At 63.0% G+C, this 23,429-nt stretch carries 23 protein-coding genes; 17 read left to right on the forward strand and 6 right to left on the reverse strand.

The genetic code is table 11. The features are described 5' to 3' along the window. Positions 1–51: 51 nt before the first annotated feature. A complete protein-coding gene (gene secA, locus XB14_RS01810) occupies positions 52–2,760 on the reverse strand; it encodes a preprotein translocase subunit SecA (RefSeq protein WP_077959920.1) in 2,709 nt (902 codons plus the stop codon). Positions 2,761–3,003: 243 nt separating this feature from the next. On the opposite strand from secA, the gene XB14_RS01815 reads away from it, so the two are divergent. The 6 genes from XB14_RS01815 (at position 3,004) to XB14_RS01840 (ending at position 7,356) form a co-directional block, all read left to right on the forward strand. Then, positions 3,004–3,870 carry a peptidylprolyl isomerase gene (locus tag XB14_RS01815; protein ID WP_077959921.1) on the forward strand — a complete coding sequence of 289 codons (867 nt, stop codon included), beginning with the start codon at positions 3,004–3,006 and terminating at the stop codon, positions 3,868–3,870. A 211-nt stretch (positions 3,871–4,081) separates the two neighbouring features. After that, the gene (gene argJ, locus XB14_RS01820) at positions 4,082–5,323 is read left to right on the forward strand and encodes a bifunctional glutamate N-acetyltransferase/amino-acid acetyltransferase ArgJ (protein ID WP_077959922.1); all 1,242 of its coding nucleotides are present in this window, start codon (positions 4,082–4,084) and stop codon (positions 5,321–5,323) included. A 58-nt stretch (positions 5,324–5,381) separates the two neighbouring features. After that, on the forward strand, positions 5,382–6,200 hold the full coding sequence (locus tag XB14_RS01825) for a GNAT family N-acetyltransferase (protein ID WP_077959923.1): 819 nt from the start codon (positions 5,382–5,384) through the stop codon (positions 6,198–6,200). Between the two features lie 4 nt (positions 6,201–6,204). Beyond that, on the forward strand, positions 6,205–6,618 hold the full coding sequence (mutT, locus tag XB14_RS01830) for an 8-oxo-dGTP diphosphatase MutT (protein WP_077959924.1): 414 nt from the start codon (positions 6,205–6,207) through the stop codon (positions 6,616–6,618). A gap of 180 nt (positions 6,619–6,798) precedes the next feature. Continuing rightward, positions 6,799–7,119, forward strand: a complete 321-nt coding sequence (locus XB14_RS01835) for a hypothetical protein (RefSeq protein WP_077959925.1) — start codon at positions 6,799–6,801, stop codon at positions 7,117–7,119. Between the two features lie 69 nt (positions 7,120–7,188). After that, positions 7,189–7,356, forward strand: coding sequence for a Flp family type IVb pilin (locus tag XB14_RS01840; RefSeq protein ID WP_077959926.1), 168 nt, complete (start codon positions 7,189–7,191; stop codon positions 7,354–7,356). A 34-nt stretch (positions 7,357–7,390) separates the two neighbouring features. On the opposite strand, the gene XB14_RS01845 is transcribed toward XB14_RS01840, so the two are convergent. Beyond that, positions 7,391–8,269, reverse strand: a complete 879-nt coding sequence (locus XB14_RS01845; protein ID WP_077959927.1) for a methyltransferase domain-containing protein — start codon at positions 8,267–8,269, stop codon at positions 7,391–7,393. Between the two features lie 103 nt (positions 8,270–8,372). Here XB14_RS01845 and XB14_RS01850 point away from each other — a divergent pair, with 103 nt between their 5' ends. The 5 genes from XB14_RS01850 to XB14_RS01870 all read left to right on the forward strand — a co-directional run bounded on the left by XB14_RS01850 (position 8,373) and on the right by XB14_RS01870 (position 11,430). Next, positions 8,373–9,104 carry a ComF family protein gene (locus XB14_RS01850; protein ID WP_234803933.1) on the forward strand — a complete coding sequence of 244 codons (732 nt, stop codon included), beginning with the start codon at positions 8,373–8,375 and terminating at the stop codon, positions 9,102–9,104. A gap of 47 nt (positions 9,105–9,151) precedes the next feature. Beyond that, complete coding sequence (gene grxC, locus XB14_RS01855) at positions 9,152–9,409, forward strand: glutaredoxin 3 (protein WP_077959929.1); 258 nt, start codon at positions 9,152–9,154, stop codon at positions 9,407–9,409. A 67-nt stretch (positions 9,410–9,476) separates the two neighbouring features. Continuing rightward, on the forward strand, positions 9,477–10,334 hold the full coding sequence (locus tag XB14_RS01860; protein WP_077959944.1) for a carbon-nitrogen hydrolase family protein: 858 nt from the start codon (positions 9,477–9,479) through the stop codon (positions 10,332–10,334). Beyond that, complete coding sequence (locus tag XB14_RS01865; protein ID WP_077959930.1) at positions 10,331–10,759, forward strand: DUF1178 family protein; 429 nt, start codon at positions 10,331–10,333, stop codon at positions 10,757–10,759. Before XB14_RS01860 ends, XB14_RS01865 begins: the two co-directional genes overlap by 4 nt. Before the next feature lie 104 nt (positions 10,760–10,863). Next, entirely contained in the window at positions 10,864–11,430 is a 567-nt protein-coding gene (locus XB14_RS01870) for a GNAT family N-acetyltransferase (protein ID WP_077959931.1), read from the forward strand. 15 nt (positions 11,431–11,445) lie between these two features. Here the strand turns inward: XB14_RS01870 and ubiG are convergent, their stop codons facing one another. Together ubiG and XB14_RS01880 are read right to left on the reverse strand one after the other, a co-directional pair. After that, positions 11,446–12,192 (reverse strand): bifunctional 2-polyprenyl-6-hydroxyphenol methylase/3-demethylubiquinol 3-O-methyltransferase UbiG, encoded by a 747-nt coding sequence (ubiG, locus tag XB14_RS01875; RefSeq protein ID WP_077959932.1) that lies wholly within the window; start codon positions 12,190–12,192, stop codon positions 11,446–11,448. Positions 12,193–12,396: 204 nt separating this feature from the next. Beyond that, positions 12,397–12,948, reverse strand: a complete 552-nt coding sequence (locus tag XB14_RS01880) for a dihydrofolate reductase family protein (RefSeq protein WP_077959933.1) — start codon at positions 12,946–12,948, stop codon at positions 12,397–12,399. Positions 12,949–13,096: 148 nt separating this feature from the next. On the opposite strand from XB14_RS01880, the gene XB14_RS01885 reads away from it, so the two are divergent. Further along, positions 13,097–13,618 (forward strand): SAM-dependent methyltransferase, encoded by a 522-nt coding sequence (locus tag XB14_RS01885; RefSeq protein ID WP_179119509.1) that lies wholly within the window; start codon positions 13,097–13,099, stop codon positions 13,616–13,618. 65 nt (positions 13,619–13,683) lie between these two features. Here the strand turns inward: XB14_RS01885 and XB14_RS01890 are convergent, their stop codons facing one another. Then, entirely contained in the window at positions 13,684–15,216 is a 1,533-nt protein-coding gene (locus tag XB14_RS01890) for an ABC-F family ATP-binding cassette domain-containing protein (protein WP_077959935.1), read from the reverse strand. Between the two features lie 651 nt (positions 15,217–15,867). On the opposite strand from XB14_RS01890, the gene XB14_RS01895 reads away from it, so the two are divergent. From XB14_RS01895 to XB14_RS01920, 5 genes are all read left to right on the forward strand, one after another. Then, positions 15,868–17,142 (forward strand): aspartate kinase, encoded by a 1,275-nt coding sequence (locus tag XB14_RS01895; protein WP_077959936.1) that lies wholly within the window; start codon positions 15,868–15,870, stop codon positions 17,140–17,142. 87 nt (positions 17,143–17,229) lie between these two features. After that, a complete protein-coding gene (ptsP, locus tag XB14_RS01900; RefSeq protein ID WP_077959937.1) occupies positions 17,230–19,497 on the forward strand; it encodes a phosphoenolpyruvate--protein phosphotransferase in 2,268 nt (755 codons plus the stop codon). A gap of 69 nt (positions 19,498–19,566) precedes the next feature. Then, a complete protein-coding gene (gene prfA / locus XB14_RS01905; protein ID WP_077959938.1) occupies positions 19,567–20,649 on the forward strand; it encodes a peptide chain release factor 1 in 1,083 nt (360 codons plus the stop codon). A gap of 3 nt (positions 20,650–20,652) precedes the next feature. Then, positions 20,653–21,522, forward strand: coding sequence for a peptide chain release factor N(5)-glutamine methyltransferase (gene prmC / locus XB14_RS01910; RefSeq protein ID WP_077959939.1), 870 nt, complete (start codon positions 20,653–20,655; stop codon positions 21,520–21,522). Positions 21,523–21,849: 327 nt separating this feature from the next. Then, a complete protein-coding gene (locus XB14_RS01920; protein WP_077959940.1) occupies positions 21,850–22,515 on the forward strand; it encodes a DUF4167 domain-containing protein in 666 nt (221 codons plus the stop codon). A gap of 203 nt (positions 22,516–22,718) precedes the next feature. On the opposite strand, the gene XB14_RS01925 is transcribed toward XB14_RS01920, so the two are convergent. Continuing rightward, a complete protein-coding gene (locus tag XB14_RS01925) occupies positions 22,719–23,303 on the reverse strand; it encodes a TetR/AcrR family transcriptional regulator (RefSeq protein WP_077959941.1) in 585 nt (194 codons plus the stop codon). Between the last annotated feature and the right edge of the window lie 126 nt (positions 23,304–23,429).

The following is a 23,429-nucleotide window of genomic DNA, read 5'->3' on the forward strand; positions in this document are numbered from 1 at the left end:
TATTTGGGGAAGGGCGCGCAGGCGACAGCGTGCGTGCCCGGATCTTGCTTCCTATGCCTCGTAGATGCCGTGGCAGTGCTTGTACTTCTTGCCCGAACCGCAGGGGCAGGGTTCGTTGCGCGAAACCTTGCCCCAGGACAACGGGTTGGTTGCGTCGCGCTGGACCGGGGGGGCGGCCAGAAGCGTTCCGCCGCCGAAATCGTCCTCGCCGGTCAGCGGATCGATATGGTGGCCATGCATGGCCGGCGGGACCGGCTGCGGCGCTTCGGCTGCTTCGCGCACCAGTTCGACGCGCATGAGTTGTGCGGTCACGGCCTGGCGCAGGTTGCCGAGCAGGGCCTGGAACAGCTCGAAGGCTTCGGACTTGTATTCCTGCAGCGGATCGCGCTGGGCGTAGCCGCGGAAGCCGATGACTGAGCGCAGATGGTCGAGGTTGACGATGTGCTCGCGCCAGAGATGGTCGAGCGTCTGCAGCACGACCGAGCGTTCCACATACTGCATGATCTCCGGACCGAAGCGCTCGGCGCGGTCGGCAGCTTCCTTATCGGCAGCGGTCATGACGCGCTCGAGAATGTCGGCCTCGTCGATGCCTTCCTCGGCAGCCCATTCGGTGACGGGCAGGTCGAGATTGAGGTACTGCTGCACGTCGGCCTTGAGGCCGGCGACATCCCACTGCTCGGCATAGGCCTTCTCGGGAATGCGCTTGCTGACCATCTCCTCGACGACTTCGGTGCGCATGTCGGTCACGGTTTCGGTGACGCTTTCGGCATCCATCAACTCGATGCGCTGCTCGAAGATCACCTTGCGCTGGTCGTTGAGAACGTCGTCGTACTTCAGAAGGTTCTTGCGGATATCGAAGTTGCGGGCTTCGACCTTCTTCTGGGCGCGTTCAAGAGCCTTGTTGATCCACGGATGGATGATCGACTCGCCTTCCTTGAGGCCCAGCTTCTGCAGCATGCCGTCCATGCGATCGGAGCCGAAGATGCGCATCAGGTCGTCCTGGAGCGACAGGTAGAACTTGGAGCGACCCGGGTCGCCCTGACGGCCGGAACGGCCGCGAAGCTGGTTGTCGATGCGACGGCTTTCGTGGCGTTCGGTGGCCAGAACGTAAAGGCCGCCGGCGGCAAGCGCCTGTTCCTTGAGCTTCTGCACTTCGGCGCGGATCGCCTCGATGCGCTGGTCGCGCTCGGGGCCCGGCTCGATTTCCGAGAGCTCCTGCTGGATGCGCATGTCGATGTTGCCGCCGAGCTGGATGTCGGTACCACGGCCGGCCATGTTGGTGGCAATCGTCACGGCGCCGGGCACGCCGGCCTGGGCGACGATGAAGGCTTCCTGCTCGTGGTAGCGGGCGTTCAGAACCTGGAAGTTGGCAAAGCCGGACTTCTTCAGGAGATCGGCCAGCTGCTCGGACTTTTCGATCGACGTCGTGCCGACCAGCATCGGCTGGCCGCGCTCGTGCGCCGACTTGATCTCGTCGATGATGGCCTTGAGCTTCTCGCCCTGCGTCCGATAGACCTCGTCGTCCTCGTCGATACGCTTGATCGGCAGGTTGGTCGGAACCTCGATGACTTCCAGGCCGTAGATGTTGCCGAATTCTTCCGCTTCGGTGGAAGCCGTGCCGGTCATGCCGCCGAGCTTGGAATACATGCGGAAGTAGTTCTGGAAGGTGATCGAGGCGAGCGTCTGGTTCTCGGGCTGGATCTGCACCTTTTCCTTGGCTTCGAGCGCCTGGTGCTGGCCTTCGGAATAACGGCGGCCCGGCATCATGCGGCCGGTAAACTCGTCGATGATGACGATCTCGCCGTTACGGACGATGTAGTCCTTGTCGCGCTGGAACAGCTTGTGGGCCTTGAGCGCGTTGTTGACGTGGTGGACGATCGCGACGTTTTCGATGTCGTAGAGCGATTCACCCTTCAGGAGGCCCGCTTCACGCAGCAGGTTTTCGAGCTTTTCCGTGCCGTCTTCCGAGAAGTTGGCGGAGCGCTGCTTCTCGTCGATTTCGTAATCTTCGGGCGCCAGCAGCGGAATGAACTCGTTGATCGTGTTGTAGAGATCGGAGCGGTCGTCGAGCGGGCCAGAGATAATCAGCGGCGTGCGCGCTTCGTCGACCAGGATCGAGTCCACTTCGTCGACGATGGCGAAGAAGTGGCCGCGCTGGACCATCTGTCCGCGCTCGTACTTCATGTTGTCGCGCAGATAATCGAAGCCGAGCTCGTTGTTGGTGGCATAGGTAATATCGCAGGCGTAGGCGTCGCGGCGCTGCTCGTCGGTCAGACCGTGGACGATGACGCCGGTCGTCATGCCGAGGAAGCTGTAGATGCGGCCCATGGTGCCGGCGTCGCGCTGGGCGAGGTAGTCGTTGACAGTAACGACGTGCACACCCTTGCCGGCAAGCGCGTTCAGGTAGACGGGAAGCGTCGCGACGAGGGTCTTGCCTTCGCCGGTCTTCATTTCGGCAATCGCGCGCTCATGCAGGATCATGCCGCCGATGAGCTGAACGTCGAACGGACGCAGGCCGAGCACGCGGCGGGCGGCTTCGCGGGCCACCGCAAAGGCCGGAACCAGGAGGTCGTCGAGCGTCTTGCCCTCTTCCAGTTGCTTGCGGAATTCGAGGGTCTTGGCGGCGAGTGCCTCATCCGACAAAGCCTTCATGTCGGCTTCAAGAGCGTTGATGGCATCCACCCGGGCCTTGTAGCCACGCACACGGCGATCGTTGGAGGAGCCGAACAACTTGCGGGCTAGGCCGCCGAGACTGACCATATGAATGGTCCTTTCTTTTTTGTTGCCTTGGGTCTCATGGCCGCGCCGCCAAAACCGCGCAATGCCGTGAAACGCCCGGAAACTGTTCTGGACGCGAGGTTGCGTGACAGATAAGAGGGGGGTCGAATTATGTCAACGCACTTGCGCTGCCGGACGGCTACAGAACTGCCACATTCTGGTGGTGTGCAGCCGCTACAAGCTGCAGGCAATTGCGCCGAAGGCCAATGTGAAAGGTTAGTGAGCATGACCAAGTTGAAGACCCTGGCCGCCGCGGCACTGGTTGCGGCGATGGCCGTACATGGTGGCGCGCGGGCGGAAGACGCCGATCCGGTGGTCGCCAAGGTTGGCGGCGAGGAAGTGCGCCAGTCCGAGCTCAATCTCGCTCTGGGTGGTCTCGACCCGCAGCTGCAGCAGATGCCGGAAGAACAGAAGCGCGCTGCGGCGCTTTCGGCGATCATCGACGTCAAGCTCCTGTCTGCGACGGCCGAAAAGGAAGGCCTGCAGGATGACGCCACCTTCAAGCAGCGCGTCGCGTACCTCACCGAGCGCGAACTGCACAACGCCTACTTCAAGAAGCATGTCGTCGACGCCATCACCAAGGACGAGGTGAAGGCCCGCTACGACAAGGAAATCGCCGCCATTCCGGTTCAGGAAGAAGTGAAGGCACGCCATATCCTGGTCAAGACGGAAGACGAAGCCAAGGAAATCATCAAGGAACTCGACGCCGGCAAGAGCTTCGTCGAACTTGCGAAGGCCAAGTCCACCGATCCGAACAAGAACGACGGCGGCGACCTCGGCTACTTCACCAAGGGCCGCATGGTGCCGGAGTTCGAAACGGCCGTCTTCACGCTTGAGAAGGGCGCCTATACCAAGACCCCGGTGAAGACGCAGTTCGGCTTCCACGTCATTCTGGTCGAGGACAAGCGTCCGCAGGCCCCGCCGCCGCTGGAGCAGGTCGAGCAGCAGGTTCGTCAGCTCGTCATGCGCGACAAGTATGTCGAGCTGCTTTCCACCGCCAAGAAGGATGCGGGCGTCGAGATTTCCGACCCGGCGCTGAAGAAGGCCTATGACGAGGCCAACAAGGCGCAGGAAGCGCAGGAAACCAAGTAATTCGATGGGCAGGCCCTGCCGCCGATAGGGCCCGCCGTCACCGCGTTTTGTCGATGCCCGGCGGTGAAAACCGTTCGGGCATTTGTCGCAAGATAGATCCGGAGCGGTTTCGGTCGTAGACCCTCCGGATCTTTGTTCTTACGCATTTCCAGAAGGCCGCCAGGCTTTTCCTGGAAATGCTTTGGCTCCAACACGTCACAGCAGGTTTCCCATGTCCGGCTCCGTTTCTCCGCTCGCTCCGAAAACCTTTGCCGAAATGCCCTCCGTGCGCGGTGTCCGCATGGCGACCGCAGCCGCCGGCATCAAGTACAAGAACCGTACCGACGTGCTGATGATGGTGTTCGACCGGCCGGCGACCGTGGCCGGTGTCTTCACCCGCTCCAAGTGCCCTTCGGCTCCGGTCGATTTCTGCCGCAAGAATCTTGCGGGCGGTGTGGCGCGCGCCGTCGTCGTCAATTCCGGCAACGCCAATGCCTTTACCGGCAAGAAGGGCCGCGAAGCCACGGAACTGACGGCGAAGTCGGCGGCAAAGGCGGTCGGCTGCGCGGAGAGCGAAGTGTTCCTGGCATCGACCGGCGTCATCGGCGAGCCGCTGGATGCGACCAAGTTTGCCGGCGTGCTCGACGATCTGGCCGCCACCGGCAAGGAGGACTTCTGGTTCGAAGCCGCCAAGGCGATCATGACGACGGATACCTATCCGAAGGTTGCGACGCGCAGTGCCGAAATCGGTGGCGTCAAGGTGACGATCAACGGCATCGCCAAGGGTGCCGGCATGATCGCGCCCGACATGGCGACGATGCTCTCCTTCGTGGTCACCGATGCCGACATCGCGCCGGCAGCACTGCAGGCCCTGCTTTCGGCGGGCGTCGGCCCGACCTTCAATTCCGTCACGGTCGACAGCGACACGTCGACGTCCGATACGCTGATGCTCTTTGCGACGGGGGCGGCGTCGGCCGACGGCCAGCCGGCAATCTCCGACGCGGCCGACCCGCGTCTTGATGCCTTCCGCGCCGCCTTGAACGACCTGCTGCGCGATCTCGCGCTCCAGGTGGTGCGTGACGGCGAAGGCGCACGCAAGATGGTCGAAGTGACGGTCGAGGGCGCCGAAAACGACACGGCCGCCAAGCGCATTGCGCTTTCGATCGCCAATTCGCCGCTGGTCAAGACCGCCGTTGCGGGCGAGGACGCCAATTGGGGCCGGGTGGTCATGGCCGTCGGCAAGTCCGGAGAGATGGCCGAACGCGACCGGCTGGCGATCTGGTTCGGCGATGTGCGCGTGGCCGTCGATGGCGAGCGTGATCCGACCTATTCGGAAGCGGCTGCCACCGCCGTGATGAAGGAAGAGGACATCACGGTTCGCGTCGAAATCGGCCTCGGCTCGGGTCGCGCCACCGTCTATACCTGCGACTTGACGAAGGAATATGTCGAAATCAACGGCGATTACCGGAGCTGAGGCGCTGGTCGGACGATGGTGAGCGGCCTGGCATGCCGGGCTGCCCAGAGGGTGCAAGATGACATCGAGTGATATTCGGCCCGCGACGGGCAACGTTAAGGCCGAAGCTGGGGAAGTGGCAATGTTGGATCTTCCGAACGTGCGCCGTCTCGAGGCCGTGGGTTTCCGTGCCTGGCCGGCAGCGTCCGTGCAATATGACGGCAGCTGGCTGATCCGGCTCAATGCGGGCCACGATTCCAAGCGGCTGAATTCCGTCAATCCGCTTGATCCGTCCGACTATCGCGACATCCCGATCCGGCTGGAAAAGGCTGCCCGGCGCTTCGCCGATTACGGTCGGCCGCTGACCGTGCGCCAGACCCCGCTGACGCCGCCGCAGCTTATTGCCCACATGGATGCCGAGGGCTGGACGGCCTTCAGCCGCAGCCTGGTCATGACCGTCGATCTTGTCGAGCGCGAGTTTGGCGATGGCATCGACCACTTGCCGATCAAGGATGTCGGCCGTTTCGTCGACGCCTGCATCGGCATCGCGAAGAGCGATCCGAAGCGCAAGGCGGCACTGGCCGAGATCATCAACGCGATCAAGCCGGAGAGCGGCCTCTTCCTGTTCGAGGATGCGGAAATGGGCCCGACCGCCGTGGCGCTCGTCGTCCAGGACAACGATCTTGCCGGCATCATGCAGTTCGCCGTGGACAAGCGGGTCCGTGGCCGGGGCGTCGGCAAGGCCATGCTCGACGTCTGCCTGCGCTGGGCGCGCCTGCGCGGCGCGAAGAAGGCCTGGCTGCAGGTGGAGGCGGACAACAGCGCGGCGCTGGCGCTTTATCGTGGCGCCGGGTTCAGCGAAGTCTACAACTACATTTACCGAACGCCGGGAGCTTGAGGCCATGGACGCCAACGGAAAGAAGATCGTGCTTGTCGCGGCTTGCGCGCTTGTCGATTCCGATGGCCGCATCCTGCTCGCGCAGCGGCCGGAAGGAAAGTCGCTGGCCGGCCTCTGGGAGTTTCCGGGCGGCAAGGTCGAAGCCGGCGAGACGCCGGAGGAAACCCTGATCCGCGAGCTCGAGGAAGAACTGGGCATCCGCACCAAGGTCGCATGCCTGGCGCCGCTCACCTTCGCCAGCCACACCTATGATGATTTCCATCTGCTGATGCCGCTCTATGTCTGCCGCCGCTACGAAGGGGTGGCGATCGGGCGAGAGGGCCAGGCGATCAAATGGGTGCGGCCAAAGGCCCTGCGCGACTATCCGATGCCGCCGGCCGATGAGCCGCTCATCCCGTTTCTCATGGATTTGCTCTGAACCTACCCGAATTCTGATTGATTATTAATCGATCGTTTATCTCCCTCGCGCAAAGATAGCTTCAATTCAGTTTCGGTACGTAACGTTGGCAAACGGCGTACCGATTTCAGGCAGTGCGGTTGAACCAAGCTTGGGAAGGACGCTTGCGTTCGCCGTATTTTGTGCGTTTGTGAGGCTGGGATGGTGGACGACGATTTCTGGAGCACGGTTCAGGAAAAGGACCTGATGAAAAATCAGTCCCGCCGGACAGGTGTGCTCAATCTGTCGCTGTTGTTCGGAACGGCAGTGATCGCGCTGACGCTTATCCTGACGCCTATGCTGTCGTCCAAGACCGACAAGCGCATCATGGCCAACACGCCCGTCGATTACGACAACATTTCCACCGGCTCCATCCCTTCGAATGGCACCACCAAGCGCTATACGGTTCGGCGCAGCGTCCTTCAGGAAATGCCCGGAGCGGTTTGCATCATCGATGCCGACGGCCGCAAGAGCGGCTGCTGAGACGAACGCCTTTGGCCCGCTCGGTTCCGGCTTGCGTTTCAGATTGAACAAAAATCAGGCTGGGGACGCATGGAAACGCTTAGACGCTTGTTTCGCGGTACGGACGGCGGCATCGCCATCGAGTATGCGCTGATCGCCGCCATCGTCTCTCTCAGCCTGATCCTCGGAGCCGAGCGGATAGGCAATGCCCTTACCTCTATATACGATTCGCTCGCGGCAGTGTTTCCGAGCGCATAAGCGGAACGCCCAGGATCGAGCGTGAGCGCCGCCGTTAAAGCGGCTGCTCCTTCGTGCCAAGTGCTGCCGAAAGCCGCTGCTTGGCGGAACCCGGCTTCAACGGCTTCTGCTGGCTCTCGTGCGGCGCCCAGCCGGACAGATAGATGATCGAGAACGTTGCGCGAATGCGGCCGTCCGGATCGGAGAAACGTTCTGCATAGATTTCCGCAGCCCTGAGGAAAAAGCGCCGGGAAACGGGCGATCGGCTGCGCGCCGAAAGCGGGCTGGTCATGCCCATGGCACGCAGGTCGCGGATCAGGGCGAACAGCGAATCGTAGCGCACCGTGTAGGTTTCCGTGTCGGTGACCGGCAGCGCGAATCCGGCTCGCTGCAGGAGCGCGCCGACATCCCGGACGTCGGCGAAGGGAATGACGCGCGGACTGGCGCCGCCGGTCAGTTCGGCTTCCGCAGCCAGCAGTGCCTCGCGCAGTTCCTGCAGCGTGCCGCTGCCGGGAATGGCGGCTAGGAACAGCCCATCGGGCTTCAGCGCCCGCTGCACCTGGATGAAGGCGCCCGGCGTATCGTTGGTCAGGTGCAGGGAAAGCGGCGAGACGATCAGATTGAGGCTATCGGGTTCAGCCGGAACTTCCTCGAGCGAGGCGATCGTCACCGGCGCCTCGGCCGAGCCGAAGCGGACATCGGTCTCGACCCGCTCGATGGCGTCGATCTTGCCGGTCGCCATCAGATGGCGGGCGGTTTGACCGGTGTAGCCGTGCAATTCCATAGCGCGGTCAAAGTGCCGCTCCACGACGCCGACACGCTCGGCAAGTTCCTCGGCAACGATGTCGAGAAGGAAGCCGGCTTTCGGATCTGCGTTTCTAAGCGCCCTTGCCCGGTGCGCCTCGACGAGGCTCTGGTCAAAGATTTTTTCCACGATAGTCTCTCCGCGCGATGGGCAGCAAAGAGACCTTCGGAGGCACAAAGTCAACCGCATGGCATGGGAGAGGTTGCGTATTCCTGAGGCGTGGCGAGAAGGCATGCTGAGACGGCTCGGCCTGGGGCTTGTCGATCTCGTTTTTCCACCCGCCTGTTGCGGCTGTGGCCGGCTGGTCGGCGACCATCGCGCAGTCTGTGCCGCCTGTTGGGCGACGCTGCCGCTGATCGAGCGTCCCTATTGCGACATTCTCGGCACGCCGTTTGCAGTCGATCATGGCGCCGGGTCGGTGTCGCCGGAAGCGATCGCCAACCCGCCGGCCTTCGATCGCTTGAGGTCGGTGGCGATCCACGAAGGCGTGGCGCGCGATCTGGTCCATGGGCTGAAGTATCGCGACCGCACCGATCTCGCGCCGATGATGGCGGCCTGGATGATCCGGGCGAGCGACGGCGCCGTCGCTTCTGCCGACGCGATCATTCCGGTGCCGCTGCATGCCTTTAGGCTCTGGCGGCGGCGGTTCAATCAGTCGGCGGAGCTGGCGCGGGCCATTGCGCAGCTTTCCGGCCGACCCTATCAGCCCGATGTCCTGAAGCGCATCCGGCGCACGAGCCCGCAGGTTCGCCTCGGGCTTCGCGCCCGCGAAGACAATGTGCGCGGTGCTTTTGCCGTCTCGGAAAGCGGCAGGGCGGGTCTCAGCGGGAAAAGCGTGGTTCTCGTCGACGATGTATACACGACCGGTGCAACCGTTGCCGCAGCGACCCGTGCGCTGAAGCGGGCGGGGGCTGGACCGATCACGGTTTTGACCTTTGCAAGAGCCGTATCCGGTCTTATATGACAATCAGATGTCCGGCACGGTCGCCGGCAAAGGAGCGGTTCAGGATCATGGCTTCGGTGGTCATTTATACGCGTCAGTTCTGCGGCTATTGCTCGGCCGCGAAGAAACTCCTGGAAACCAAGGGTGTTTCCTTTCTCGAGCACGATGCCACCTATGATCCGAAGGTCCGGCAGGTGATGATCGAGAAGTCGCACGGCGGCTCGACGTTCCCGCAGATCTTCATCAACGACATCCATGTCGGTGGCTGCGACGACCTGCACGCGCTGGAACGCGCCGGCAAACTCGACGCGATGCTGGCTGCCTGAGGCACCGCACCCCTGCATGAGGCGACGCCCCTTTTTATCAGCGGTGCGCGCTTAAGAGTTGGACGAGATGACTTTCAAGGCCGCAGCCATTCAGATGTGTTCCGGCGTCGATCCGCGCAAGAATGCGGAGACGATGGTGCGGCTTGCGCGTGAAGCGGCAGCCCAGGGCGCGACCTATATCCAGACGCCGGAAATGACCGGAGCGCTCCAGCGGGACCGTGCGGCTCTGCGCGCGGTCCTGAAAGACGAGGCCAACGATCTCATCGCTGCGGCGGCAGCGCAGCTTGCCGGCGAACTCGGCGTCTATCTCCATGTCGGCTCGACGCCGATTGCGCTTCCCGACGGCAAGATCGCCAATCGTGGCCTGCTGTTTGGACCGGACGGCGGCAAGATCTGCGATTACGACAAGATCCATATGTTCGACGTCGATCTCGACAACGGCGAGAGCTGGCGGGAAAGTGCGGCCTACCAGCCCGGTAGCATCGCGCGCCTGGCCGAACTCGACTTCGGCAAGCTCGGCTTTTCCATCTGCTACGACGTGCGCTTTCCGGAGCTTTTCCGGCAGCAGGCCGTTGCCGGCGCCGAGATCATGTCGGTGCCTGCCGCCTTCACCCGGCAGACGGGCGAGGCGCATTGGGAAATCCTGCTGCGCGCCCGCGCGATCGAAAACGGCCTCTTCGTCATTGCTGCCGCGCAAGGTGGCAGACATGAAGACGGACGCGAGACCTTCGGCCACTCGATGATCATCGATCCCTGGGGTCGTGTGCTCGCTTCTGCCGGCCCCGCCGGCGAGGCGATCGTGCTTGCCGACATCGACGTTGCCGCCGTGCACGCGGCGCGCGCCAAGATACCGAACCTGAAAAACGCCCGCAGTTTCGTGCTCGATGAAGTGGCGCCGACCGGGAAGGGAGGCGTTGTCGCTTGATCCGCTACACCCTTTCTTGCGACAACGGCCATTCCTTCGAGGGCTGGTTTTCGTCGAGTGACGATTTCGACCGTCAGGTCGAACGCAAGCTGGTGGCCTGTCCGAGCTGCAATTCCACCATCGTCGCCAAGCAACTGATGGCGCCCTCGGTCGCGACCGCGCGCAAGAAGGAGGCGACGCGGGCGGTGATCATGGACCAGGCGCAGAAGGAAACGATCTCCAAGATCCGCGAGCTGGTGAAATCCGTGCGCGAGAACGCCGAGGATGTCGGCGAGCGCTTTCCGGAGGAGGCGCGCAAGATCCATTATGGCGAAGCGGAAGAACGCGGGTTGATCGGCAAGGCGACGGCGGAAGAGGCGGTAGCACTGCTCGAAGAAGGGATCGCGGTCGCGCCGCTGCCGATCTTGCCCGACGAGGTCAACTGACGCGGCGAACTTTCCCGTCTGTGCGTCTAAACTTTAGTTCCTGCCCTTTAAAAACAATGCCTTGGCTCCCATCTCGCAGCTTTGCAATGGGAGTTTTCCAGCCAATGGCATTGTCCGATGTTCACATTTCCACCGATCGCCTCGTTATCCGGCCCTTCGCGCCTGGCGATTTTGCGGCATTCTTTGCCTATCATCGCCTGCCGGAGGTCTACCGTTATCTCTATCAGGACCCGCTCGACGAAACGGCAGCGCGGATAAAATTCGCCAAGGCTTCGGCGCCAAAGCTCGTTGACGATGGGGACGTCGCGGTGTTTGCCGTCGAGCGCAGCGAGGATGGCGCACTGATCGGCGAAGTCCTGCTGAAGCTCGCAAGCAGTGCGGCGGAGCAGGCGGAGACCGGCTACATCTTCAATCCCGACTTTGCCGGCAAGGGCTACGCTACGGAAGCGATGCGGGCGTTGCTGGATCTCGGCTTTTCGACGCTGAAGTTTCACCGGATCTTTGCCCGGCTCGACGCCCTCAACACAGGGTCGGTCGGCGTCGTCGAGCGTCTCGGCATGCGCCGCGAAGCGCATCTGGTCGAGAACGACCGGTTCAACGATGTCTGGGGCGACGAATACGTCTATGCACTGCTGAAGCGCGAATGGCAGGAGCGTCGGCAGGCCGGCTGAGCCCGCCGACAGCTCTTACAGCGGCCGCTTGGCGACGATCATGTAGTTGACGTCCATATCCTTCGACAGGTTCCACTGGTTGGCGAGCGGATTGAAGAAGACCCCGGTCCGCTCGGTGACTTCAAGGCCGTTGGCCACCAGCGGCTTTTCGAGCTCCTCCGGACGCACCAGCTTTTCGTACTGGTGCGTGCCGCGCGGCAGCCAGCGCAGCACGTTCTCGGCTGCGAAGATGGCAAGCGCCGCCGCCTTCATCGTGCGGTTGATGGTGGCGACGAACATCAGGCCGCCGGGGCGCACCATATGGGCGCAGGTGGTCATGAAGAAGTCGACATCGGCGACGTGCTCGACCACTTCCATGTTGAGCACGATGTCGAAGCTCTCGCCGGCTTCGGCAAGCGCTTCGGCGGTCACGGCGCGGTAATCGACGGCAACACCGCTTCCAGCCGCATGCGTCTTGGCAATGCCGATGTTCTTTTCCGAAGCGTCGGCGCCGAGGACATCGGCGCCCATGCGCGCCATCGGCTCCGACAGCAAACCGCCGCCGCAGCCGATATCGAGCAGCCGCAGACCCTTGAGCGGCTGCGGGCCTTTCGGGTCGCGGCCGAAATGTTCGGCCACCTTGTCGCGGATATAGGCAAGGCGAACGGGATTGAACTTGTGCAGCGGCCGGAACTTGCCGGTCGGGTCCCACCACTCCGCAGCCATGGCGGAAAACCGGTCCACCTCGCTCTGGTCGATCGTCGTGCGTGCGGTCTCGCTCATGTCGCCGTCTCCTTGCATCGTCCCTACAGCGCCGCGCGTCTTTCAGACGCGCTAAGGACGCTGTAACACTTTAAACTGCTGCATGATTTTATCCTTAAATCGATCCCGATTTAGGGAAGTATGCAGCAGTGAAGTCGGACGATCGGGCAGGGAAGTCAAGAGCCGGCGATGGGCCAGATGGGCGCAGGCCAAGCGGAAGTGTTTCTAGCCTGCGTCTGCCGCCGGCTCGTAGTGCAGGATGACCACGCCCGATTTCAGCGGACGTGTGTGGGTCAGCTTCAGTTTCGTCCGCTGCGGGCCGGGTTTGAACAGAGGCACGCCATCGCCAAGCAGCACAGGGTTGATGCCGAGGCGATACTCGTCGACGAGACCTTTCTCGATCAATCCTGCCGCGAAGTCGGCACTGCCGAAGATGAAGATCGTACCGCCCTCTAGCTTCTTCAGTCGTTCGACTTCCTTGACGGCGTCGCCGGTCACGAGCGTCGTCCTTGCCCAATCGGCGGAGGTCAGCGTGCGCGAGAAGACGAATTTCTCGACGCCGTTCATGAAGGTCGCGATGTCGCCTTCGGCGGATGGCCAGTAGGCCGCCATCATTTCATAGGTCACGCGGCCGAAGAGCAAAGTGCCCGTTCCGAGCTGCGTTTCGCCGATATAGGCGGCGAGCTCGTCCTCGAAAACGAACCAGCCGATGTCGTGACCGGGGGCCTCGAAGAAGCCGTCGACACTGACCATGTCCCACATGATGACCTTGCGCATTGTCTCTCTCCCGTTGCGGCCTTTCCTGGGGGAAGATTGACAAAACTGATTCTATTTTGCAAGTGGTTTAGTTAGTGCATCAGATGGACTCGCGCCGTCGCTCGTCGCCATGCTAGTTTCTCGGGATACGGGTGGAAGGGGGATTCAGATGTCGCTGGACAGGATCGGCTGGGCGGTCGACATCGTCGCGCCACAGGCTTCGGAGCGCCTGCTCGAAATCGGCTGCGGTCATGGCGTTGCGGTGACCAAGGTTTGCGATCGGCTCGTCGACGGGGAGATTGTCGCCATCGATCGTTCGGCTGCGATGATCGCAGCGGCTGCGCACCGAAATGCCGAATATGTTGCTGCGGGCCGGGCGACCTTGCGGGTCGCTGAGCTTCGGTCGTTCGACCCGGGTCAGCGACAGTTCGACAAAGTGTTTGCGATCCGTGTCGGCGTCTTCACGCGCGGCGATCCCAAGCGGGAGTTTGCAGCGCTGGCGCGGCTTTTGAAACCGGATGGACGCGTTTTTCTCTTTCACGATGAGCCATCGACCCATGCGGACGAGGTCGCAGCGAAACTCGATGCCGCCGCCCTTCGGCATCAGTGGATTGTCGAGGCGCAGCTCGCCCACGCCTTCGACGGTGGCGAGATTGCCTGCGTCGTTGCCCGGCCGCCTTCCTCGCCATGATCGTGATTTGTGACGCCCGCCTTTTGCGGACGTCACTGGCGCGATCGGGTCCGCCTGCGCGACCGTCAGCCGACGTCGCTCGCTGCCGCCGAGGCGAAGAAGTCTTCGGGATCCTCGACTTCGATGAGGCGACGCTTCTCGATCAGCCAGAAGCGGTCGCCGACATTACGCACGAAGCTGCGGTCGTGGGAAACCAGGAGGCAGCTCGTCTCGTTTCTCAACAACTCCGCTTCGAGCGCCTCCTGGCCCTCGATATCAAGATGGTTGGTCGGTTCGTCGAGCAGATAGAAGTTAGGCTCCCTGAGGCGCAGAACCAGCATGGCAAGGCGTGCCTTTTGGCCGCCCGAGAGCCGGCCGATCGCCTTTTCCTGCATGTCGATGCCGACGCCGACACCCACAAGCAGGCTGCGGGCACGCTGGTCGCCGAGCGAGAAGCGGCGGGAGAGTGCTGCAAGCGGCGTCTCGTCGTCCGCCAGTCCGGCAAGCGCCTGGTCGCTGTAGCCGAGCACAAGCGAGGGCGTCGCTTTCAAGGTTTCCGGTGCGCGGGAGGGCTCCTCGATCGCCGCACGGATCAGGTTGACGAGCCGGGTCTTGCCCGCGCCGTTTTCGCCGAGCAGGACGATGCGGTCGCCCTGGCAGATCCAGCGCTTGCCGGTGCGGAAGAGCGGAGTGCCATCGGGCGTTTCGACCTGGACGTCGTCGAGCGTCACCAGGATCTTGGCGTGGGTGCCGCGATTGGCGAGCCGGATCGCGCCGGCGGAGCGTTCCTGATGGGCCGGCTTTGCCGCATCCTCCAACCGTTCCGCCCGCTGCTTCAACTGCTTCGTCTTTACCGTCAGCAGGTCGCTGCCGGAATTGATGCCGATATTGTTGAGCTTGGCGGCCTGGCGACGCAGCTGCTGCGCCACCTTCATGTCGCGCTGGTAACGCCGCTCCTCGGACGCGTCCACTTCATCGAGAGCGGCGCGCGCCCGCGAATAGGGAAGCGCGAAGATCGGCGATTGCTCTGGCCTCAGGAACAGCGTGCGGTTGGTGGTTGCGTCCAGGAAGGCGCGGTCGTGGCTGGCAACCAGCACCGGGACGTCGCGCGGCAAGGCGTTCAGCCAGGTTTCGAGACGGGCAATCTTGGCGAGGTCGAGATGGTTGGTCGGCTCGTCGAGCAGCAGCGCATCCGGCTCGCTGACCCAGACGCGGGCAAGCAGCATGAGCCGTTGCCAGCCGCCGCTCAAGTCCGAGACGGCACGGTGGCGCAGAACCTCCGGTACGTCGAGCTGGTCGAGCACGATATCGACGCGCCAGCTCTCGTTCTCCGCCTGGTCGGCCGGGAGCGCCGAAAGGACGGCGCCGTGGAAGGAGAGGGGCAAAAGGCGAGCCGGCACGTTCTGCTCGACGTGACCGACGGTCAGGCCGCGCGAACGGGTGATCTCGCCTGCGGTCGGATCGAAGCTTCCGGCGATCGATCTCAGCAGGGTCGACTTGCCCCGCCCGTTGGCGGCGACGATGCCGACCCGGTCACCGGCGGCGACGGAGAGGTTGAGATTGGAGAAAAGCGGTGCGCTCAGGCTGACGCCGAGGTTTCGGATATTGATCAAGGCCATGGTCGTTCTCTGGACTGCGCGAGCGACGATGAGGCATCCGGGGCGGCATGCTTAGGCCGTGGTTGGCGGATGGTTGGACTCGAAACAGCAACACGCTGTCAACGGGCCACGTCGGCTCGGTATTGGAAAACAATGCAGACGTTCAAACCGGTAGTACGGTTGCGCACTGCATCACTCTGGGCAGACCAGGGATAGGATCGCGACTTTCGCGAAAGGATATCTGATCAGCCCTGCAAACGCATCTGCAGGGCTTGGACGGGGCCACGCTGGCGGTGGTGCCGGAAGTATGTAATCACGCGCAGCCCCCCTTTCTCGAACTCAAGTTGCGCCTGCACGTTTAACATCGGTGCCGGTAATTTTCAACGCGGCATTGCAGGGTCCTTCGGCACGGATATTTCCATCCTGTGGCGCCTTCGGTAATATTGATGCGGACGGTGGCTGCCGGGCGTGCGGCAGGGGTTCCGAATCTATGCCCGCTTGCCATTGCGTGCGGCCCCCTGATCCGCTAAGAGACGCCGCGACTTTCCGCTCCCCGAAGCGGTGACTGCCGATGTCCGAGAAGTCTCCCAAGCTTTTTGACCGTCGGGCGCCGGCGGGGGCTTTCCTGTCACGCGCGCGTCGCGCGCGCAAATTGGGTACCGGTAGAGGCACATGGCACGCATCGTGATGAAATTCGGCGGAACCTCCGTCGCTGATTTGGAACGCATCCACAATGTCGCACGCCATGTGAAACGCGAGGTCGATGCCGGCCACGAAGTCGCCGTCGTCGTATCCGCCATGTCCGGCAAGACCAACGAACTGGTCGGTTGGGTGCAGAACATGCCCAAGGCGACCGGTGCCAACTCGCCCTTCTACGACGCGCGCGAATACGACGCGATCGTCGCTTCCGGCGAGCAGGTGACCTCCGGCCTGCTGGCAATCGCGCTGCAGTCGATGGGCATCAATGCCCGCTCCTGGCAGGGCTGGCAGATCCCGATCCGCACCGACAACGCCCATGGCGCCGCCCGCATTCTCGACATCGACGGTGCCGAACTCGTCCGCCGCATGGGTGAGGGCCAGGTCGCCGTGATCGCCGGCTTCCAGGGCCTTGGGCCTGACAATCGCGTCGCCACGCTCGGCCGCGGCGGTTCCGACACCTCGGCTGTGGCGATCGCCGCGGGGGTCAAGGCCGATCGCTGCGATATCTATACCGACGTCGATGGCGTCTATACGACCGACCCGCGCATCGAGCCGAAGGCGCGGCGGCTGAAGAAAATCGCGTTCGAGGAAATGCTGGAAATGGCATCGCTCGGCGCCAAGGTGCTGCAGGTGCGCTCGGTCGAGCTCGCCATGGTGCACAAGGTCCGCACCTTCGTGCGTTCGTCTTTCGAAGATCCCGATGCGCCGGGCATGGGTGACCTTCTCAATCCGCCCGGTACGCTGATTTGTGATGAGGATGAGATCGTGGAACAGGAAGTCGTAACCGGCATTGCCTATGCCAAGGATGAAGCCCAGATTTCGCTGCGCCGTCTCGCCGACCGGCCGGGCGTTTCCGCCGCGATTTTCGGCCCGCTCGCCGAAGCCCATATCAACGTCGACATGATCGTTCAGAACATCTCCGAAGACGGCTCGAAGACCGACATGACCTTCACGGTTCCGTCGGGCGACGTCGACAAGGCGCTGAAGGTGCTCGGCGACAACAAGGAAAAGATCGGCTACGACGTCGTTCAGTCCGAAGCCGGCCTCGTCAAGGTTTCGGTCATCGGCATCGGCATGCGCAGCCACGCCGGCGTTGCCGCTTCCGCCTTCCGTGCGCTTGCCGACAAGGGCATCAACATCAAGGCGATCACCACCTCCGAGATCAAGATTTCGATTCTGATCGATGGACCCTATGCGGAATTGGCGGTTCGCACTTTGCATTCCGCCTACGGTCTCGATAAGAGTTAATCGACAGACGACCGATTTGGGATTCGCGGCAGGGTTGGCCGCGTATCCCCTTGCCGCCGTCCCCTCTATTTCGGGAGACCCCACGCGATGAGAGACCTTTCCGCAGGTCCGCGCGTTCTCCTCAAGCGGTTGCGCGAGTTGATGGCGGAACCGCTGGAGCCGCAGGAGCGCCTTGACCGTATCGTGCGCCAGATCGCGCAGAACATGGTCGCGGAAGTGTGTTCGGTCTACGTGCTGCGCTCCGACGGCGTGCTCGAACTCTATGCGACCGAAGGTCTGAACAAGGCCGCCGTTCACCTGGCGCAATTGAAGATGGGGCAGGGCCTCGTCGGTACGATCGCCGCCTCGGCGCGTCCGCTCAACCTTTCCGACGCCCAGTCGCACCCGGCCTTTACCTATCTGCCGGAAACCGGCGAAGAAATTTACCACTCCTTCCTCGGCGTGCCGATCCTGCGCACTGGCCGCGCGCTCGGCGTTCTCGTCGTCCAGAACAAGGCGATGCGCAACTATCGCGAGGACGAGGTCGAGGCGCTTGAGACCACCGCCATGGTGCTCGCCGAAATGGTGGCGACAGGCGAGTTGAAGAAGATCACCAAGCCGGGTCTCGAACTCGACCTCTCCCGCCCTGTCTCGATCGAAGGCAACAGCTACGGCGAAGGCATCGGCCTCGGCTATGTCGTGCTGCACGAACCGAGGATCGTCGTCACCAATCTTCTCAATGAGGATACCGACCAGGAGCTGCAGCGGCTTGCCGAAGCGCTGGGGTCGCTGCGTATCTCGATCGACGACATGCTGTCGCGGCGCGAAGTGTCGATGGAGGGCGAGCACCGGGCGGTGCTCGAGACCTATCGCATGTTCGCGCATGACCGCGGCTGGGTGCGCAAGCTCGAAGAGGCGATCCGCAACGGCCTGACGGCCGAAGCGGCGGTCGAACGGGTGCAGAGCGAAACCAAGGCGCGCATGATCCGACTGACGGATCCGTACCTGCGCGAGCGCATGCATGATTTCGACGATCTCGCCAACCGCCTGCTGCGCCAGCTCTCGGGCTATGGCGCCAAGCTTTCGGCGAGCGACTTCCCGACGGACGCCGTGATCGTCGCGCGTGCCATGGGTGCTGCCGAACTGCTCGACTATCCGCGCGAAAACGTGCGCGGCCTCGTGCTCGAAGAGGGCGCCGTCACCAGCCATGTGGTGATCGTCGCCCGTGCCATGGGCATTCCTGTTATCGGCCAGGCGACCGGTGCGGTGGCGCTCGCCGAAAACCGCGACGCGATCATCATTGATGGCGACGACGCCAAGGTCCATCTGCGTCCGCTCGGCGACCTGCAGCGGGCATATGAAGAGAAGGTCCGCTTCCGGGCCCGGCGCCAGGCACAGTTCCGGGCGCTGAAGGACGTCGATCCGCTGACCCGGGACGGCAAGCGCATCACGCTGCAGATGAATGCCGGCCTGTTGGTCGACCTGCCGCACCTGAACGAGGCGGGTGCCGAAGGCATCGGCCTCTTCCGCACCGAGCTCCAGTTCATGATCGCCTCGACGATGCCGAAGGCGGAGGAACAGGAAGCGTTTTACCGCAACGTCTTGAAGCAGACCGGCGGCAAGCCGGTGACCTTCCGCACGCTCGACATCGGCGGCGACAAGGTGGTTCCCTATTTCCGAGCCGCGGAGGAGGAAAACCCGGCGCTCGGCTGGCGCGCCATCCGGCTGTCGCTTGATCGCCCGGGTCTGTTGCGCACCCAGCTTCGCGCGATGCTTCGGGCTGCGGCCGGCGCCGAGCTCAAGCTGATGCTGCCGATGGTGACCGAAGTCTCGGAACTCAGGATCGCGCGCGACCTGCTGCAGAAGGAAATCGAGCGGCAGTCGAAGCTCGGCGAACAGTTGCCGCGCAAGCTGCAGTTCGGCGCCATGCTCGAAGTGCCGGCGCTGCTTTGGCAGCTCGACGAGCTGATGACCGAGGTGGACTTCGTCTCGGTCGGTTCGAACGACCTCTTCCAGTTCGCCATGGCGGTCGATCGCGGCAATGCCCGCGTCTCAGACCGCTTCGACGTGCTCGGGCGGCCGTTCCTCAGGATCCTGCGCGACATCGTGCGGGCCGGCGACAAGCACGACACGCCGGTGACGCTCTGCGGCGAGATGGCGAGCAAGCCGCTTTCGGCCATGGCATTGCTGGGCCTTGGCTTCCGTTCGGTGTCCATGTCGCCGACGGCTGTGGGGCCGATCAAGGCGATGCTCTTGGCGCTCGACGCGACCAAGCTTGCGGATCTGCTCGACGCGGCGCTGGACGATACGCGCGACCAGACGCCCATTCGCCAGATGCTGGTGGATTTCGCCGCGGAAAACGGCATTCCGGTTTAGATTGAATTGACGCGTCGCGACCCTCGTCCGGACCTGGTCCGGGCGAGGGAGACGCATTTGGAGTGAGACTTGGCAAAGCTTCCCGTTGAAAAGATGCGCGAACTGGAACGTCGGTTCGGTGAGATCGAGGCGCGCATGTCGGCTGGCCCGGCCGCAGACGTGTACGTGAAGCTCGCTTCGGAATATTCCGAACTGCAGCCGGTCGTGACCAAGATCCGCGCCTACGAGAAGGCAACGGCGGAGCTTGCCGACATCACCGCCATGCTCGCCGACAAGTCGACCGACCGGGACATGCGCGACCTCGCCGAAATGGAGAAGCCCGAGGTGGAGGCGACGATCGAGGGCCTCGAACAGGAGATCCAGATCCTGCTCCTACCGAAGGACGCCGCCGACGAGAAAAGCGCGATCCTCGAAATCCGCGCCGGTACCGGTGGCTCCGAAGCCGCGCTTTTTGCCGGTGACCTCTTCCGCATGTACGAACGCTATGCGGCCGGAAAGGGCTGGCGCGTCGAAGTTCTTTCGGCAAGCGACGGCGAAGCGGGCGGTTTCAAGGAAATCATCGCGACCGTTTCCGGGCGCGGGGTGTTCTCGCGGCTGAAGTTCGAATCCGGCGTGCACCGGGTGCAGCGCGTGCCGGAGACCGAGGCGAGTGGCCGCATTCATACGTCAGCGGCAACCGTCGCCGTGCTGCCGGAGGCCGAGGACATCGACATCGAGATCCGGCCCGAGGACATCCGCATCGACACGATGCGCTCGTCGGGCGCCGGCGGCCAGCACGTCAACACGACGGACTCGGCCGTGCGCATCACGCACCTGCCGACAGGGCTCGTCGTCACCAGTTCGGAAAAGTCGCAGCACCAGAACCGGGCAAAGGCGATGCAGGTCCTGCGCTCGCGCCTCTACGACATGGAGCGCCAGCGCGCCGACAGCGAGCGCTCGGCCGACCGCAAGAGCCAGGTGGGATCGGGCGACCGCTCCGAGCGCATCCGCACCTACAATTTCCCGCAGGGGCGCCTTACTGACCACCGCATCAACCTGACGCTCTACAAGCTCGACCGGATGATGATGGGCGAGATCGACGAGGTCGTCGATGCCCTGCTTGCCGACTACCAGGCAAGCCAGTTGGCGCAGCTCGGCGAACAGCGGGGCTAAGAGATGGCCGAGACGCTCGCTAGCCTCGTTGCCGAAAGCCGCGACCGCCTGCAGGCGGGCGGCATCGAGCATGCGGCGCTCGAGGTCCGGCATCTGATCTCGGGGCTGCTGGATCTTTCGCTGAGCGCGGTCGTGTCGCGGGGCAGGGATCCGGTTTCGGACGAGGATGCCGCGCGGATCCGGGCAGCCGTTGCGCGGCGGCTGGCGCGCGAACCGGTCTATCGCATCCTCGGTGAACGCGAGTTTTTCGGCCTGCCGCTGAAGCTGTCGAAGGAAACGCTGGAGCCGCGCCCGGACACCGAGACCCTGGTCGATCGGATGATCCCCTATCTGCGGGAGGTGGTCGGCCGAAAGGGAAGCTGCGAGATCATCGATCTCGGCACCGGCACGGGTGCCATATGTCTCGCCCTTCTGTCTCAGGTTCTTGAAGCGCGGGGCACGGCTACCGATATATCCCGGGACGCGCTGGCAACGGCGACGGCAAATGCCGCTGCTCTTGGGCTTGCGGATCGCTTTCGGCCCCTTCTCAGCAACTGGTACGAAAAGGTGGACGGCCGCTACGACGTCATCGTCTCAAATCCGCCGTATATCCGGTCCAGTGTTGTCGAAGAGCTTGAGCCGGAGGTGAGACTTCACGACCCGGCCGCAGCGCTTGATGGCGGAGTAGACGGGCTGGAGGCCTATCGCGCCATCGCTTCTCAAGCTGGTCATCATCTTGAGACAAACGGCGTGATAGGCTTGGAAATCGGTTTCGACCAGAAAGAGGCGGTGACGGCGTTGTTTTACGCCGAAAGATTCCGTCTGCGTGAAGAGGCGAAGGATCTCGGCGGCAATGACCGCGTCCTGATCTTCGAACGCGACACAAACCGTTGAAAAAATGCTGCACTGGCGCATCTTCTTTCTTGCAGAGGCAAAGAAAGGGCTTGGAATCCCAGAGGAAGCGGGCTAGTTTGCCCGCGCACTGGGCAGAAGGTCATGGACCTAAGATTCGTTCCGGTATGACCTGGCCACGGGGATTGCTCTCAAGAAAGAGTTGCTAGGGTTCAACACGTGCCTTGTGCGGGTACCTGTGAATTTGACGTCAGTCGGCGCCGAAGCCGCCATTGTGCGAGCGCAACGGTGCGTGCTCTGTCGGGCGGATCCGGCCGGAAGACGAAACCACATGATCATCATTATCAAGAGAATTCGGGTGAATGTACTATGAGGCCAGGACAGCAAAACAAGCGCGGCCGCGGGCGGAATAACAACAACAACAACAATAACAACAATGGAAACAACAACAATCACAACCGCAAGGGCTCGAATCCGCTGACGCGGACCTATGACAGCTCCGGTCCGGATGTGAAGATTCGCGGTACTGCCCAGCACATCGCCGAGAAGTACTCTGCACTTGCGCGCGATGCCCAGAGCTCCGGCGACCGGGTCATGGCCGAAAACTACCTGCAGCACGCCGAACACTACAACCGCATCATTGCTGCCGCGCAGGCGCAGATGCAGGATCGGTTCCAGCGGGACGATCGCCAGGATTTCCGCGGCCACGACGCCGCCGACCAGGATCAGGACGATCTGGATCAGGGCTACGCCGACGACATGCCGACCCCGGTTGCCGCCGCTGCTGCGACCGCTGCTCCCGAGCCGCAGCCTGTCGTCATCGACGGCACGGGCCCGCAGCCGGTGATCGAAGGCACGCCGGCCGAAGTCGCGATGGAAGAAGAAGCACCGGCCGCCTCCGGTCGCGCCGCTTCGCGCCGCCGCAACACGCCGCGTCCGCGCCGTCCGCGCCGCAGCGCGGAAGGTGCTGGCGACGAGGCTCAGCCATCGGGCGACGACGCATCGGAAGCACCGGCTCTTGCCGCTTCCGAGTAAGCGAAATCACAATTGACCCGTTTCATGCGGGCATCAAAAACCCGGCCCCTGTGGCCGGGTTTTTCTTTGTCCGATCGCCGTTGATCCGCCCTTGCAGCGCCGCGCGTCTTATCAGGCGCGCAAAGGTCGCTGTAGACTTCTGATTTTCTGCATGTTTTGGCCCGTTGATCGGCTACGATTAAAGAAAACATGCAGTAGCGCGGTCAGCTTTTGGCACTGTCGATGATGAGCGCAGTAAGGTTGCTGCTGGCCGCCGTCTCGTTCGTCCGACCGCGGATCAGTTCACGGCCGATTGCCTCGGCTGCGCCGGCGATGCCGGTGCAGCGCAGTCGCAGATCGTCTTCAGGAACGTCCGAGAAAGGGGAGAGCGCTTCCTTGATCATGGCGACGTAGTCGTCGGCCTGCTGTTGCTGTGTGGCGATCATGTCCGCATTGCCGCGCAGTGCGCCGGAGATTGCCTGCCATTCCTCCCCGCTTTCGACCGCACAGTCGATGTAGACCGAGCTAATGATGCCAGCGATCGCATCGAGCTGCTTCGAGGCGCCGCTTAGCGCGCCCCTCAGCTTTTCCGTGTGACGGTCCTCGATTTCCTGGGAGAGCGCGATCAGCAACCCTTCGCGCGTGCCGAAATGCTCGTAGGCGATCGGCTTGCTGACGCCGGCGCGTTCGGCGAGATGGCCGAGCGTCAGGGCGTCGGCGCCACATTCGCGCAGGATCTCCTTGGCCGCATCGAGCAACTGGGCGCGCCGCTCGGGCTTCGCAAGCTTTCGGCCTTTCGTCGGGCTCATCGATCGCAATCCTCTTTCCGCGTCGGCTCATGCCTCTTGAAAGTAGTGTTCGGCATCTTATTTACCAATAGTAAGTTACTAATGGTAGGTTCGGTAGATGCCGAACACCTCTCGTTTAGGAGATAG

This window comes from Ensifer adhaerens (genome assembly GCF_002007205.1).
Classification (GTDB): domain Bacteria; phylum Pseudomonadota; class Alphaproteobacteria; order Rhizobiales; family Rhizobiaceae; genus Ensifer; species Ensifer adhaerens_D.

Bases quoted from the DNA above. Each gene is read 5' to 3' on its own strand.
- mutT (WP_077959924.1), top strand. From the start codon at position 6,205: ATGGACGCCAACGGAAAGAAGATCGTGCTTGTCGCGGCTTGCGCGCTT.
- argJ (WP_077959922.1), top strand. From the start codon at position 4,082: ATGTCCGGCTCCGTTTCTCCGCTCGCTCCGAAAACCTTTGCCGAAATG.
- grxC (WP_077959929.1), top strand. From the start codon at position 9,152: ATGGCTTCGGTGGTCATTTATACGCGTCAGTTCTGCGGCTATTGCTCG.
- XB14_RS01840 (WP_077959926.1), top strand. From the start codon at position 7,189: ATGGAAACGCTTAGACGCTTGTTTCGCGGTACGGACGGCGGCATCGCC.
- XB14_RS01870 (WP_077959931.1), top strand. From the start codon at position 10,864: ATGGCATTGTCCGATGTTCACATTTCCACCGATCGCCTCGTTATCCGG.
- XB14_RS01850 (WP_234803933.1), top strand. From the start codon at position 8,373: ATGCTGAGACGGCTCGGCCTGGGGCTTGTCGATCTCGTTTTTCCACCC.
- XB14_RS01815 (WP_077959921.1), top strand. From the start codon at position 3,004: ATGACCAAGTTGAAGACCCTGGCCGCCGCGGCACTGGTTGCGGCGATG.
- XB14_RS01920 (WP_077959940.1), top strand. From the start codon at position 21,850: ATGAGGCCAGGACAGCAAAACAAGCGCGGCCGCGGGCGGAATAACAAC.
- ubiG (WP_077959932.1), bottom strand. From the start codon at position 12,192: ATGAGCGAGACCGCACGCACGACGATCGACCAGAGCGAGGTGGACCGG.
- prmC (WP_077959939.1), top strand. From the start codon at position 20,653: ATGGCCGAGACGCTCGCTAGCCTCGTTGCCGAAAGCCGCGACCGCCTG.
- XB14_RS01890 (WP_077959935.1), bottom strand. From the start codon at position 15,216: ATGGCCTTGATCAATATCCGAAACCTCGGCGTCAGCCTGAGCGCACCG.
- XB14_RS01825 (WP_077959923.1), top strand. From the start codon at position 5,382: ATGACATCGAGTGATATTCGGCCCGCGACGGGCAACGTTAAGGCCGAA.
- XB14_RS01885 (WP_179119509.1), top strand. From the start codon at position 13,097: ATGTCGCTGGACAGGATCGGCTGGGCGGTCGACATCGTCGCGCCACAG.
- XB14_RS01835 (WP_077959925.1), top strand. From the start codon at position 6,799: ATGGTGGACGACGATTTCTGGAGCACGGTTCAGGAAAAGGACCTGATG.
- XB14_RS01880 (WP_077959933.1), bottom strand. From the start codon at position 12,948: ATGCGCAAGGTCATCATGTGGGACATGGTCAGTGTCGACGGCTTCTTC.
- XB14_RS01925 (WP_077959941.1), bottom strand. From the start codon at position 23,303: ATGAGCCCGACGAAAGGCCGAAAGCTTGCGAAGCCCGAGCGGCGCGCC.
- secA (WP_077959920.1), bottom strand. From the start codon at position 2,760: ATGGTCAGTCTCGGCGGCCTAGCCCGCAAGTTGTTCGGCTCCTCCAAC.
- XB14_RS01860 (WP_077959944.1), top strand. From the start codon at position 9,477: ATGACTTTCAAGGCCGCAGCCATTCAGATGTGTTCCGGCGTCGATCCG.
- ptsP (WP_077959937.1), top strand. From the start codon at position 17,230: ATGAGAGACCTTTCCGCAGGTCCGCGCGTTCTCCTCAAGCGGTTGCGC.
- XB14_RS01895 (WP_077959936.1), top strand. From the start codon at position 15,868: ATGGCACGCATCGTGATGAAATTCGGCGGAACCTCCGTCGCTGATTTG.